The 11,941-nt window shown below is 66.7% G+C and carries 12 protein-coding genes, 1 pseudogene and 1 riboswitch; of the genes and pseudogenes, 9 read left to right on the top strand and 4 right to left on the bottom strand.

The annotated features are described in order from the left end of the window. From ACIQ09_RS19785 to ACIQ09_RS19800, 4 genes and pseudogenes are all read right to left on the bottom strand, one after another. A pseudogene (locus ACIQ09_RS19785) lies at window positions 1-873 on the bottom strand (phenol 2-monooxygenase); the annotation flags it as partial. A 21-nt stretch (window positions 874-894) separates the two neighbouring features. Next, a complete protein-coding gene (locus tag ACIQ09_RS19790) occupies window positions 895-1,164 on the bottom strand; it encodes an MmoB/DmpM family protein (RefSeq protein ID WP_299887203.1) in 270 nt (89 codons plus the stop codon). A 12-nt stretch (window positions 1,165-1,176) separates the two neighbouring features. Continuing rightward, window positions 1,177-2,175 (bottom strand): aromatic/alkene monooxygenase hydroxylase subunit beta, encoded by a 999-nt coding sequence (locus ACIQ09_RS19795; RefSeq protein WP_398313744.1) that lies wholly within the window; start codon window positions 2,173-2,175, stop codon window positions 1,177-1,179. Between the two features lie 57 nt (window positions 2,176-2,232). Then, on the bottom strand, window positions 2,233-2,496 hold the full coding sequence (locus tag ACIQ09_RS19800; protein WP_347248915.1) for a phenol hydroxylase subunit: 264 nt from the start codon (window positions 2,494-2,496) through the stop codon (window positions 2,233-2,235). Between the two features lie 300 nt (window positions 2,497-2,796). On the opposite strand from ACIQ09_RS19800, the gene ACIQ09_RS19805 reads away from it, so the two are divergent. The 9 genes from ACIQ09_RS19805 to ACIQ09_RS19845 all read left to right on the top strand — a co-directional run bounded on the left by ACIQ09_RS19805 (window position 2,797) and on the right by ACIQ09_RS19845 (window position 11,793). Beyond that, a complete protein-coding gene (locus ACIQ09_RS19805; RefSeq protein ID WP_398313745.1) occupies window positions 2,797-4,260 on the top strand; it encodes a DUF2868 domain-containing protein in 1,464 nt (487 codons plus the stop codon). Then, a complete protein-coding gene (locus ACIQ09_RS19810) occupies window positions 4,257-5,729 on the top strand; it encodes a DUF3482 domain-containing protein (protein ID WP_398313746.1) in 1,473 nt (490 codons plus the stop codon). Before ACIQ09_RS19805 ends, ACIQ09_RS19810 begins: the two co-directional genes overlap by 4 nt. A gap of 24 nt (window positions 5,730-5,753) precedes the next feature. Further along, a complete protein-coding gene (locus ACIQ09_RS19815) occupies window positions 5,754-6,035 on the top strand; it encodes a BrnA antitoxin family protein (protein ID WP_398313747.1) in 282 nt (93 codons plus the stop codon). Between the two features lie 503 nt (window positions 6,036-6,538). Beyond that, a complete protein-coding gene (locus ACIQ09_RS19820) occupies window positions 6,539-7,153 on the top strand; it encodes an SOUL family heme-binding protein (protein WP_398313748.1) in 615 nt (204 codons plus the stop codon). Window positions 7,154-7,395: 242 nt separating this feature from the next. After that, window positions 7,396-7,538: riboswitch (guanidine-I (ykkC/yxkD leader) on the top strand. Window positions 7,539-7,595: 57 nt separating this feature from the next. Further along, the gene (locus tag ACIQ09_RS19825) at window positions 7,596-8,666 is read left to right on the top strand and encodes an ABC transporter substrate-binding protein (RefSeq protein ID WP_398313749.1); all 1,071 of its coding nucleotides are present in this window, start codon (window positions 7,596-7,598) and stop codon (window positions 8,664-8,666) included. Between the two features lie 7 nt (window positions 8,667-8,673). After that, a complete protein-coding gene (locus tag ACIQ09_RS19830; protein ID WP_398313750.1) occupies window positions 8,674-9,492 on the top strand; it encodes an ABC transporter permease in 819 nt (272 codons plus the stop codon). After that, a complete protein-coding gene (locus ACIQ09_RS19835; protein WP_398313752.1) occupies window positions 9,492-10,337 on the top strand; it encodes an ABC transporter ATP-binding protein in 846 nt (281 codons plus the stop codon). Before ACIQ09_RS19830 ends, ACIQ09_RS19835 begins: the two co-directional genes overlap by 1 nt. Before the next feature lie 3 nt (window positions 10,338-10,340). Continuing rightward, the gene (locus tag ACIQ09_RS19840) at window positions 10,341-11,129 is read left to right on the top strand and encodes an urea amidolyase associated protein UAAP1 (RefSeq protein WP_398313754.1); all 789 of its coding nucleotides are present in this window, start codon (window positions 10,341-10,343) and stop codon (window positions 11,127-11,129) included. A 10-nt stretch (window positions 11,130-11,139) separates the two neighbouring features. After that, window positions 11,140-11,793, top strand: a complete 654-nt coding sequence (locus tag ACIQ09_RS19845; protein ID WP_398313756.1) for an urea amidolyase associated protein UAAP2 — start codon at window positions 11,140-11,142, stop codon at window positions 11,791-11,793. The last annotated feature ends 148 nt before the right edge of the window (window positions 11,794-11,941 follow it).

Genomic DNA, 11,941 nt, shown 5'->3' on the forward strand with positions numbered 1-11,941 from the left:
CATGATGCGCTTGGGCAGCATGTAGTCCATCATCATGCCGACCAGGGTCAGCACGCGGTAGCCACGCCAGGTCCACTTGTCGATCCACTGCTGGACGATGGGCAGGTTGTCCGGATCCTGCTCAAGGATGAACTTGATCACCTCCAGGCCCAGGGTCATGTGACGGGCCTCATCGGACTGGGCCGAGAAGCCGAAGGTCATGGTGCCCATGTCACCGTTGTAGGCCGCACCCGAGACGAAGGGCACGAACAGCAGGTTGGTCAGCACGTACTCGAAGCTGAAGCCGATGGCCACCATGAACTCGAAGGGGCCGGCGGTGATGGCGTCGTCAAAGAAGGAGCGCGGCACCGACAGGTACCAGACGCGCTCGAGCATGTGGCGATACTCGTGGAAGCCGTTGTAGTACTTGTTGTAGTTGGACAGGGAGTGGATCTGCGTCTGGGCGTGACGGATCTCGTCCAGGGACTGCATCAGGCAGGCCACCCGCGGGCCGACGCCCGGGAACTGCCGGCCGGCATGGGCGAAGCCCCGGTGAGCCATGTATTCCAGCGGGCTGATGCCGTTGAGGAAGAGCTTCACCGCGTTGATGTAGCGGGCGTCCGTCACCGACAGGTGGCCGTTGTTCTGGGCGTAGGCGTCGATGATGGCGTAGAGCTTGCGTTCCTTCTCGGCCTGGTACTTCCAGTAGGCGTCCATGGTCAGGCGGAAGGGATCTTCCCACTTGTCCCAGTCATGGATCTTGATGCCTTCGTACTTGGCGTAGGGGAAGACCTCGTCCATCGACTGGTAGGTGGTCTCCCAGCCCAGGCCGCGGGTCATATGCTGGTACTTTTCCTTGAGGCCCAGCTTCTTCTTGCTGACTTTCATGTCCATTTTGCGTGTCTCCTTGCGCGATCAGGTGTTCCAGCTCAGGGTCAGTTCGTCGTCGGTCTCGTCCACGTGGCCGGTGAGGGAAATCAGGTTGATGTGCAGCTCCTGCAGGTCGAAATCACGGCCGATCAGCTCTTCGATGGTCGAGCGGCGCACCACCAGGGAACCTTCCGCGTCGATCTTGACCATGGCCGGCTGCTCGTTGGCGATGGCGTGGGGGTTGTCGGCGAGGATGGCCTGGATGATCGAGCGGGTGTCGTCGTTGGTTTGCAGGGCAATGAATACCTTGGACATCGGGTTTCCTTCTCAGAGGGCGACGCCGGCCTTGGCCAGGCGGGCGTTGAACTGGCTCACCAGCTCGCTGGTGAGGGCATCGGCCTGGGCGCCGAGGGCGATCTGGGCCACCGGCATCAGCGCCGAGGCAGCACGGTCGCGCCAGTGGGCGATCCACTTTTCCAGCAGGGCCTTGTTTTCCGGAGACTCGGCAGCCGCCGTCTTGATGGTGGCGTCCACCCACTTGCGGGTTTCGGCGTACCAGTCGGTCATGAACTGGGTGAGCATGGCGATGGGAGTACCGCCCTGGGAAGCGAGCACGTCATCGATGATGGTTTCGTACACCAGCGGGTAGAGCAGGCCGTCGAGGGCCACCATCTGGGCCACAAAGAGCTCCAGCGGGTCCTTCAGCACGAAGCTGTCCTCCACGTAGCGGCGCAGGCCCTGCCAGGCCTCCCCTTCCATCCAGCTCTTCTTCGCTTCGTCGAGCACGTCCACGTCGTCGCCCAGCAGCAGGCCCACCCGGGTCAGGTACTGGGCAATACCGAGCTGGTCCATGGAGTGGAACAGGCAGGGCTGGGTCAGCGCCGTGCCGTAGCCGTAGGCGGTGATGAAGGCGCCGTTCATGTTGCCGCCCCAGGCCACATGGCGCAGGGGCAGCAGCAGCTTGAGCACCGTCTCCTTCAGTTCCTCCGGCAGGCTGTCGGCCAGGCCGCGGCCTTCCACGAAGTCGAAGTTGGACTCGGCCGTCTCCTGCTGCTTGGCGCGGGCCAGGGTGTAGGCGCCGTAGTAGAACTGGCGCGGGTCCTTGAAGGCGTACCAGTCAGCCATGCGGATGGCGCTGCGCGACGCGTCGAAGATCTCGTGGTCCGGATCCCAGGTGGGGCGGTAGTGAAAGTTGTGGGTCGCCTGGACATCCAGTGTGCCCTCCTGGTAACGCGTCGCCGCCTTGTCCGGGCCAATGCGCCGGGCAATGTGGTCGAAGGTCTGCCGCAGGGGCTTGATGGATACCGTGCGCAGGTCGATGTGCATGTGTGTCTCCTCCTGTGTTGTTGTGGTGTGCTGCGGTTGGGGGCGGCGGGCGCCCGCTCACCGGAAACGTTGATGGGTGGCCTCGCGAAGGCTCCAGTTGAAATCGTCCTCGCCCTCCTCCGGGCGCTCGCCTTCCAGCAGGATCACCCGGTTGGTCAGGCAGAATTCTTCGTAGGCGGCCTCCGGCAGAAGCATCTCCACGAACAGGGCCGGGTCGGAAATCGAGAACTCGAACTCCACCAGTCCGTCGGGGCGCCGCTCCACCAGCCGCACATACTTGCGGCTCACATCCACGGGCGGCGGGCTTGTCGGATTGATCATCTTTTTCTCGCTGGGCAGTGGAAGTCCCCGTCTCCTATTCAAGGCCCGTGCCCGTAATCACAAGCTGCTGATTTACAAAGGAGAAAACACATTTTTCTCGAGATTCGAGAAAGCAGGATATTTTATGGATTCATCAATTGATCAAATGCTGCAATGCATCTTGATGATCTGGTGAAGCGCTCCTGGCCCCGCCCCTCTCGGCGCCACAACCGTGGAAGCCGCACGGTCCTGCGGGCAGGTAGGCCCCCGCAGCGGCGCGGGAGTACACTGGCAGGCCCGCGTCCGCCCGAAGACAAGCGCATGAACGAAACCTCTGCCCGCCATGTCACCCTGATCCGCGCCCTCGAAACCACGGCGCCCTCTGATGCCCCCTGGAGCGCGGCCGACGCGGCCTGGGCCAGCCGGGCCGCCACCGAAGTGGTGGGCGAAGGCGCCGACGCCGACCGCTTTCTGAGCCGCCGCGGCCAGCTCGCCGTGGAGAAACTCGGCGACCGGGACAAAGCCTTCAAGCGCCTGGCCAGCGGCCGCAACTGGCGGCCCTGGGTCGGCACGGTGCTGGTGGCCCTGTCCTTCGCCCTGGGCGTGCTGATGGACGCAGTGGGCCCGACCCGCTACGTCAATCTGCTGGCCTTTCCCCTGCTCGGGCTGATCGTCTGGAACCTGCTGGTGTATGTGGGCATCCTGGTGCATGGGCTCAGCGACCCCTTCCGCAGCACAGCGCCAAAGAAGGGCGTCCTGCGGCGTGCCGTGGCGCGCCTGGGCGGAGCGCTCCACGAAGGTGTCGTCGACGCCGGCCAGGGCACGCCCGGCACCCGCTTCCGCGCCGAGTGGGCGCGGGTGTCGGCCCCGCTCACAGCGCGCCGGGTCGGCCGGGTACTCCACCTCGGTGCCATGGCCTTCGCCCTGGGCGCCATCGCCGCCCTGTACACCCGCGGGCTGGTGCTGCACTTCCAGGCCGGCTGGGAGAGCACCTTCCTTGACGCCAGCCAGGTGCACCAGGCCCTCAGCCTGCTCCTCGGCCCGGCCTCGTCCGTCACCGGACTGCCCATCCCCGACGCCGCCCACCTGGAGACCCTGCGCTTCCCCGACAATCAGGGCGAGAACGCCGCGCCGTGGATCCATCTCTTCGCCACCACCCTGATCCTGACGGTAGTGCTGCCCCGGGCCGTGCTGGCCCTGCTCAGCGGCTTTGCCGCCCGGCACCTGGAGCGGCACTTCCCCCTGCCCCTGACGGACAGCTACTTCCAGAACCTGCAGCGCAGCTACACCGGCCAGGGCGCCCACCTGCACCTGGTGCCCTACAGCTACGAACTCTCTCCGGCCTCCGCCCTGCAACTCAAGGAGGCCATCGTCAGCGCCTTCGGGCCCCGCGCCACCCTGCACCTGAGCCCGCCCGTCGCCTTCGGCGAGGAAGACGCCCTGCCCGCCAGCGCCGTACCCGCTGCGGGTACCACCCTCGCCGTGGCCCTGTTCAGCCTGGCCGCCACCCCCGAGGACGAAAACCACGGCAGCTTCCTGGCCGCCCTCACCGCCAGGCTGCCCGCCGGCACACCCTTGGCCGCCCTGGTGGACGAAGCCGGCTTCATGGCGCGCTTTGCCGGCCAGCCCGAGCGCCTGGAAGAGCGCCGCCGGGCGTGGACCCGCCTGTTTGAAAAGCACACCATCGAGCCGGCCTTCGTCAATCTCGACGCGGCCCCCGCCGGCGTGGCCGACAGCCTCACCCGCCTCATCGACCTCTCTGCCCGCAAGGAAGCCTCCCGGTGACCGTTCAGCCCACCACGATCCAGCTCAGCCTCGTCTCCCACACCAACACCGGCAAGACCACCCTGGCCCGCAGCCTCATCGGCCGCGACGTGGGGGAGATCCGCGACGAAGCCCACGTCACCGCCCTGGCCGAATGCCACCGCATGATCGAGACCACCGACGGCCATGTGCTCAATCTGTGGGATACGCCGGGCTTTGGCGACAGCGCCCGCCTCATCAAGCGCCTGCGCCTGCAGGGCAACCCTGTGGGCTGGCTGCTCTCCGAAGTGTGGGACCGCTGGCGCGACCGCCCCTTCTGGTCCAGCCAGCAGGCCATCCGCAATGTGCGCGAACAGGCCGACGTGGTGCTCTATCTGGTCAATGCTTCCGAGAAGCCCGGCGAGGCCGGCTACGTGGCGCCGGAGATGGAGATCCTGGCCTGGATCGGTAAACCGGTGCTGGTCCTCCTCAACCAGCTCGGCGAACCCCGCCCCGGCGACCAGGACGCCGCCGACGAAGCCCTGTGGCGCCGCCACCTGACGCCCTACCCCTTCGTGCGCCAGATCCTGCCCCTGGATGCCTTCGCCCGCTGCTGGGTGCAGGAGTTCGCCCTCTTCGACGCCGTCGCCCCCTGCCTGCCCGAGGCCAGCCAGCCCGCCTTCACGGAGCTCTCCGCGGCCTGGCGCCAGCGCCGCCTGGACACCTTCCACGCCGCCATGGCCAGCCTGGCCGACTTCCTCACCCGCGCCGCCACCGACAGCGAAGCCCTGCCCGAGGCCGGCCTCGGCGGCACCCTGCGCCGACTCGGCGCCGCCATCGGCATCGGCTCTGCCGCCTCGCCCCAGCAACAGGCCATGGAAAACCTTGCCGGCCGCCTCGAAGCCGAGATCCGCCGCAGCACCGACCAGCTCATCGAGCTTCACGGCCTCGGCGGACGCGCCGCCCAGGAGGTGCACGAGCGCCTTGCCGGCGACTTTGCCGCCCGGGAGAAGATCGGCGAATCCAGCGCAGCCCTAGTCGGCGGCGTCATGTCCGGCGCCCTCTCCGGCCTCGCCGCCGACCTGGCCGCCGGCGGCCTGACCCTTGGCGCCGGCGCAGTCATCGGCGCCATTGCCGGCGCCGTCGGCAGCGCCGGGGCCGCCCACGCCGCCAACCGCCTGCGCGGCATCGACGACAACCGCCTGCACTGGAGCAGCGACAGCCTCGAACGCCTGCTCACCGCCAGCCTGCTGCGCTACCTCGCCGTCGCCCACTACGGCCGCGGCCGCGGCGAATGGCGCCAGACGCCCTTGCCGGAACACTGGCGGGCGCTGGTGGAAGAAGCGGTTATGGAAGCACGGGAGGCGCTTGTAAAGGCCTGGCCGGATGGAAAGGATGAAGCGGCCGTGGCGGAGAGCCGGGAGCGGCTTCAAGCTCTGCTTGCCCGCACCGGTACAGTGGTACTGCAGCGGCTCTATCCGCAGGCAGGCGAAGCCTTGAAGCCTCATTGACACTGCAATTGTCCAGCCATCCGCATGCCCAGCCTTGAAGAAGACGAGGCGATCAGGGCCGCGGCTGTGAGCGACCCGGATGCCCTGCCGCTCACAGCCGAACAGCTGAAGGCAATGGTTCCGCTCAAGTCCTTGCGTGGGCGCCCCAGATCAGCAAGCAAAAAGGTTCTGCTTTCCGTGCGCTACAGCCCGGAGGTCGTGGCCTATTTCAAGGCCACCGGCGATGGCTGGCAATCGCGGATGGACAGCGTTCTCCGTGAGTACGTCGAGCATCACTCCAAGGCAGGCTGCACTGGCAGCTTGTAGGGGCGACTTCAGTCGCCCGCGGACTCCGGTCAACGGTTTGCCCGTTTATCAACGTGAGGAGGGCGACTGAAGTCGCCCCTACGGTCGCCCCTACAGTCGCGCCTACCGTTCGCCCTGCAGTCCCTCCCGCCACCGTCGGTGCATCCCGGACGCTCTCTTCGCCTCACCCGTCAGTTGATCCGGCCAGAAGCAGGCAACCCGGATTGCCGATGAAGTTCGACGCGACGCCGGCAGGCTTGCCGACGCACTAGGTTCGGCTTGTTGAAAAGTGCGACGCATGTCAGCTTGCGTCCTTGAACTTTCGCGTAAAGGCTTTTAGTGCCTGGTTGGCGGCGTCCGGAAAGAGTTGCCAGTGTCTCTCGGACATCAGGTAGGGATCCTTGACGCTTGTATCCGCAGGCGGGCGGAATCGGGTAAGCCCACACATCGGCCGAACTTAAGCGCATAGCCTTAGTCAATCAAGCTCCAGCCGGGAATACACCCGACCTAACAAGAGCGCCTCCATGAAACTCGTCCCCACCGCAGCACTCACCCTAGGCCTGGCGCTGGGTGGCGCGCAGGCCCATGCCATCGAAGAGCCGGTCTACCAGATCGTCCAGAAATACGACGCGTTCGAGATTCGCGACTATCAACCCTATGTGGTCGCCGAGGTGGTGGTGCCTGGCCCCGCCGAGGAGGCAGGCAACCAGGGCTTCAGGATTCTGGCCGCCTACATCTTTGGCAAGAACAAGGGCGAACGGAACATCGAGATGACCGCGCCCGTCACCCAGACGCCCGTGCCGGCCAAGCTGGAGATGACGGCGCCTGTATCCCAGTCCGCCACGGACGCCGGCTTTGCCATCCAGTTCAAGATGCCCGCCAGCTACACCCTGGAAAGCCTGCCCGAGCCGCTGGACGCCCGGATCAAGTTCAAGCAGCTCCCCGGCGGCCGCTATGCCGTGATCCGCTACTCCGGAACCTGGTCCGAATCCAACTACACCACACACCTGGAGCGGCTGAACTCGGGCGTCGCGGCGGCCGGCCTGACAACGACGGGCGCGCCGATCTACTCGCGCTACAACGCGCCCTTCGTTCCGTGGTTCATGCGGCGCAATGAGATCTGGCTGAGCCTCAACTGAGGCTCGGGCGGCGTGTCGGCCCCCCGCCGACCGCCCGCCCATGCACCGATCCAATGCAGCATCCCCAGGGCATGCACCGCACGCGTGCCTCGGCCCACCCGCGCCCGCTCTGCCCTGAAACGCCTCAATCGCCGCCAAACCTCTGTTTCACAAAGAAATAGTCAGGCCCGCAGCGCTGCTGGCACACCACGTGCTAAACATTCCCCGAGAGGGGCGCAGCGATATTTTTCGCGTTCGCTTCTTCGAAGGGTGGCTAGGGTTCCGGTCCTCGGCTTGACGTGATCCACGTCGCGGGGATGTCTGGTCCGAGAGCTGCCGGCCATGAAGTGCCGGTTAACGACCATCGGCATGACTGGCTCCACGGAGGGATAAAAGCCCGGGAGGTTCGCTTTGAATGAAGCGCCCTCTCGCCCATTTATCCGACTCGCAAGGGAGCCCCGTCATGCACCACCCTGAACGCCGTCCTGCCCGCCGTCCCCACCTCCTCGGCAATCTCACTCGTCTCGCCCGATCCTGCAGCCCTTTCAGCGCAGCCCTCTCCCATTGCCGCAAAGGCCTGGGTGCCCTCGGGCTCGGCCTGGCGCTGGTAGGGGCCAGCACGCCGGCCCTGGCCGAGCTGAAGGTCGGTGTGTCCGACTGGCCGGGCTGGGTGGCCTGGTATGTGGCCGAGCAGAAGGGCTTCTTCAAGAAGCACAAGGCCGACGTCAAGCTGGTGTGGTTTGCCAACTACACCGACTCGATCTCCGCCCTGTCCTCCGGCCAGCTCGACGCCAACTCCCAGACCTGGTCCGACACCATGGGCCCGCTGGCCAAGGGCTTGCCCCTCAAGGCCGTGCTGGTCAATGACAACTCCGCCGGCAACGACGCGCTGATGGTCAGCGGCAAGATCAAGGGCTTCGCTGACCTGAAGGGCAAGAGCATCGCCCTGGAAGAGTTCAGCATCTCCCACTTCGTGCTGGCCACCGCGCTGGCCAAGAACGGCATGAGCCAGAAGGACGTGAAGGTGGTGAACCTGTCCGCCGGCGATGCTGCCGCAGCCTTCCTGTCCGGCCGGGTGGATGCGGCCGTGGTGTGGAACCCGTGGGTGGCGCAGATCGAAAAGAGCGGCAAGGGCAAGGCCTTGTTCACCTCCAAGGACATGCCGGGCCTGATTCCCGATCTGCTGGTCGCCCAGGACAAGGCCATCAAAGCCAAGCGCAAGGATCTGGTCGGGATGATCCGGGCCTGGTTCGACACCGAGAAGTTCATCCGCGACAACCCGGATGAGGCCGCGAAGATCATGGCCAAGGTGGTGGGCATGAAGCCGGACGAGTACAAGGTCTTCCTGCCGGGCACCCGCTTCTTCGATGCCGCCGCCAACCAGGCCGCCCTCAACCCCGCCGACCCGAAATCCCTGCAGGCCGTGGCCCCCACCATCGCCAGCTTCCTGCTCGACAAGAAGCTGATCGACGGCAAGCCCGACGCCGCCAAGGGCATCGACGCCTCCCTGCTGGCCGAAGCCCTGGGCAAGTGAGCCGGCCATGAGCGCAAACCGACGCACAGGTGGCGCGAGCCCCCTGTGGCAGATCCGCGCCGCCATCGACCCCCGCCACTACTGGGTGCTGGCCCTGCTGGGGCTGGTGGCGCCCCTGCTGGGCTGGGGCATCGCCAGCAGCCTGGAGGGGGTGAACAAGGTCTTCCTGCCGGGGCCGGCCGATGTGCTGGCGCGCATGTGGACCTGGGCCGTGGAGGACGAGCTGGCCGGCGACGTGGCCATCAGCACCTGGCGGGTGGTGGCCGGCTGGGCCCTGTCGGCGGTGATCGCCCTGCCCCTGGGCCTGTTCATCGGCAGCTACCGCTCGGTGCAGGCCCTGCTTGAACCCCTCACCGACTTCATCCGTTACATGCCGGCGGTGGCTTTCATTCCGTTGGTGATGCTGTGGGTGGGCATCGAGGAGGGTTCCAAGGTGGCCATCATCTTTATCGGCACCTTCTTCCAGATGGTGCTGATGGTGGCCGAAGACGTGCGCCGGGTGCCCCTGGCCCAGATCGAGGCTGCCCAGACCATGGGCGCCAGCCGCGGCGAGATCATCGAGAAGGTCATCGTGCCCTCAGCCAAGCCGGCGCTGCTGGATACCCTGCGGGTCACCATGGGCTGGGCCTGGACCTATCTGGTGGTGGCCGAGCTGGTGGCTGCCAACTCGGGCCTGGGTTATGCCGTGCTCAAGGCCCAGCGCTTCCTGCAGACCGACAAGATCTTCGCCGGCATCCTGATGATCGGCCTGATCGGGCTGGTCATCGACCAGGGCTTCCGCCTGCTCCACCGCAAGGCCTTTCCCTACCTGGCCGGGAGACACTGATGAGCGCCAGCATTGCAATCCGTGACGCCTTCAAGGTCTTCGGCCATGGCCCCCGCGCCATCCAGGCCCTGGACAAGGCCAATCTGGACATCCGCCCCAACGAGTTCGTCACCTTCGTGGGCGCGTCGGGCTGCGGCAAGTCCACCCTGCTGCGCATGATCGGCGGGCTGGAGAGCCTCAGCAGCGGCAGCATCGCCGTCAATGGCCAGCCCATCACCGGCCCCGGGGTGGACCGGGCCATGGTGTTCCAGCACTACAGCCTCTACCCCTGGCTCAGCGTACTGGACAACATCCGCTTCTGCCGCCAGCTCAAGGCCCACACCCGCGACCGTACCTCGGCCGACGTGGAGAAGGCCTCCGGCCGGGCCGATGCGCTGATCCGCCTGATGGGCCTGAGCCACGTCGCCCATGCCTACCCCAGCCAGCTGTCGGGGGGCATGCAGCAGCGGGTGGCCATTGCCCGGGCGCTGATGAGCCGGCCGCCCATCCTGCTGATGGACGAGCCCTTCGGTGCCCTCGATGCCCAGACCCGGGAAGTCATGCACGACCTGATCCGCCACGTCCATCGCATCGAGGGCAGCACCATCGTCTTCGTCACCCACGACGTGGAAGAGGCCATCTACCTGGGCCAGCGCATCGTGCTGATGGCCCCCCGCCCCGGCCGGATCGACACCCTTTACGACGTGCCTCTGCCCGCCGAGCGCCACCAGGACATGAAGCTTGAGCCCGCCTTCCTCGCCCTCAAGCGCGAGATCCTGGAACGCATCCGCGAGACCTCCGGCATGAAGACCGACCTGGAGCAGCTGGCGCGCCTCTCCGCCGCCGCTGCCGACCTGGAGACCTGAACCATGAATCCCCTGCTCACCCCCACCGCCGCGGTGGACATCGACACCCGCTGGCAGCAGATCGCCCCCGACCTGGCCGCCGAGAAGGTCTTGTTCTCGGACGTGATCCCCGGCGGCTGCCACTGGTCATGGATGCTGCCCCGGGGCACCACCCTGCGCCTGGTCGCCCAGGACGCCGGCGCCAACCTGTCGGTGGTGCTCTACAACGCCCGCCAGAAGCTCGAGCGCTACAACATGCCCGACTCCCTCAAGGCCCAGCACACCGCCCACTACAGCCGTGGCCATGTGCTGATGAGCGACATGGGCTGCGCCATGGCCTCCATCACCGCCGACAGCCTGGGCTGGCACGACCCCCTGGGCCTGCTCCTCGACTCCCCGCGCATGCACGCCAAGTACGGCGAGCATGGCTACCAGCAGTACCGCAACGGCATGTACCGCTCGGGCCGCGACGGCCTGCTCATCGAGATCGGCAAGTACGGCCTGACCCGCCGCGACCTGGTGGCGCCGGTGAACTTCTTCAGCAAGGTCAGCGTGGACGCGGAAGGCCGCTTCGCATTTCACCCCCACCACGCCCGCGCCGGCGACCACGTGGACCTCCGCCTGGACATGGACGTGATCGTCGCCGTGTCGGCCGCTCCCCACCCCCTCGACCCCCGCCAGGACTACGCCCCCGCCGCCGTGGGCCTCACCGCCTGGCGCTCCGGCCCGGCCCGGCAGGACGACTTCTGCCGCGGCTTCCGCCCGGAATGCGCCCGCGCCCTGCACAACACCGACATGCAATACCTGGCCTGAGGAGACGCCCATGACCGCCACCGCCATCCGCATCCGGGAAAGCGCCCTCGACCCCGCCAAGGCCATGTACAGCGCCACCCTGCCCGCCGGCGAACCCTGGCTGCACGAAGTGAAGCAGGGCCAGACCCTGCGCATCGTGGACCTGGAAGGCAACCAGGCCGCCGACATCCTCTTCTACAACCGCCACGACACCGACGAGCACTACAGCGTCACCGACACCATCCTGCACCAGGGCGGCATCTACCTGACCACCGGCTCGGTGCTGATGAGCAGCGAAGGCCGGCCGATGCTGACCATCATCGCCGACACCTGCGGCCGCCACGACACCCTGGGGGGTGCCTGCGCCGCCGAGAGCAACACCGTGCGCTACGCCCTGCACAAGAAGTACATGCATAGCTGCCGCGACAACTACCTGCTGGCCATCCAGCACTCGGACTCGGGGCTCACCAAGGCCGACCTGGTGCCCAACATCAATTTCTTCATGAACGTGCCGGTCACCGCCGACGGCCAGCTCAAGTTCGACGACGGCGTCTCCGGCCCTGGCAAGTACGTGGAGCTGCGCGCCGAGATGGACCTGTGGGTGCTGGTCTCCAACTGCCCGCAACTCAACAACCCCTGCAACGCCTACAACCCGACGCCGGTGCAGTTCCTCATCTGGGGCTGATCCAGCACCGCACGCTTCCGGCACTCGCCGGCCCCCCGGGACGACCCGGGCGGACAGGAAAGACCAGGCGGGACGACCCGCCGCCCTTTTCGCGAGACACCACCATGTTCAGCAAAGTCCTCATCGCCAACCGGGGCGCCATCGCCTG

The organism is Zoogloea sp., assembly GCF_044344315.1.
Classification (GTDB): domain Bacteria; phylum Pseudomonadota; class Gammaproteobacteria; order Burkholderiales; family Rhodocyclaceae; genus Zoogloea.

What these genes read in the sequence shown, in the direction of transcription:
- ACIQ09_RS19790 (WP_299887203.1), bottom strand. Translation starts at nt 1,164, where the DNA reads ATGTCCAAGGTATTCATTGCCCTGCAAACCAACGACGACACCCGCTCG.
- ACIQ09_RS19795 (WP_398313744.1), bottom strand. Translation starts at nt 2,175, where the DNA reads ATGCACATCGACCTGCGCACGGTATCCATCAAGCCCCTGCGGCAGACC.
- ACIQ09_RS19800 (WP_347248915.1), bottom strand. Translation starts at nt 2,496, where the DNA reads ATGATCAATCCGACAAGCCCGCCGCCCGTGGATGTGAGCCGCAAGTAT.
- ACIQ09_RS19805 (WP_398313745.1), top strand. Translation starts at nt 2,797, where the DNA reads ATGAACGAAACCTCTGCCCGCCATGTCACCCTGATCCGCGCCCTCGAA.
- ACIQ09_RS19815 (WP_398313747.1), top strand. Translation starts at nt 5,754, where the DNA reads ATGCCCAGCCTTGAAGAAGACGAGGCGATCAGGGCCGCGGCTGTGAGC.
- ACIQ09_RS19820 (WP_398313748.1), top strand. Translation starts at nt 6,539, where the DNA reads ATGAAACTCGTCCCCACCGCAGCACTCACCCTAGGCCTGGCGCTGGGT.
- ACIQ09_RS19825 (WP_398313749.1), top strand. Translation starts at nt 7,596, where the DNA reads ATGCACCACCCTGAACGCCGTCCTGCCCGCCGTCCCCACCTCCTCGGC.
- ACIQ09_RS19830 (WP_398313750.1), top strand. Translation starts at nt 8,674, where the DNA reads ATGAGCGCAAACCGACGCACAGGTGGCGCGAGCCCCCTGTGGCAGATC.
- ACIQ09_RS19835 (WP_398313752.1), top strand. Translation starts at nt 9,492, where the DNA reads ATGAGCGCCAGCATTGCAATCCGTGACGCCTTCAAGGTCTTCGGCCAT.
- ACIQ09_RS19840 (WP_398313754.1), top strand. Translation starts at nt 10,341, where the DNA reads ATGAATCCCCTGCTCACCCCCACCGCCGCGGTGGACATCGACACCCGC.
- ACIQ09_RS19845 (WP_398313756.1), top strand. Translation starts at nt 11,140, where the DNA reads ATGACCGCCACCGCCATCCGCATCCGGGAAAGCGCCCTCGACCCCGCC.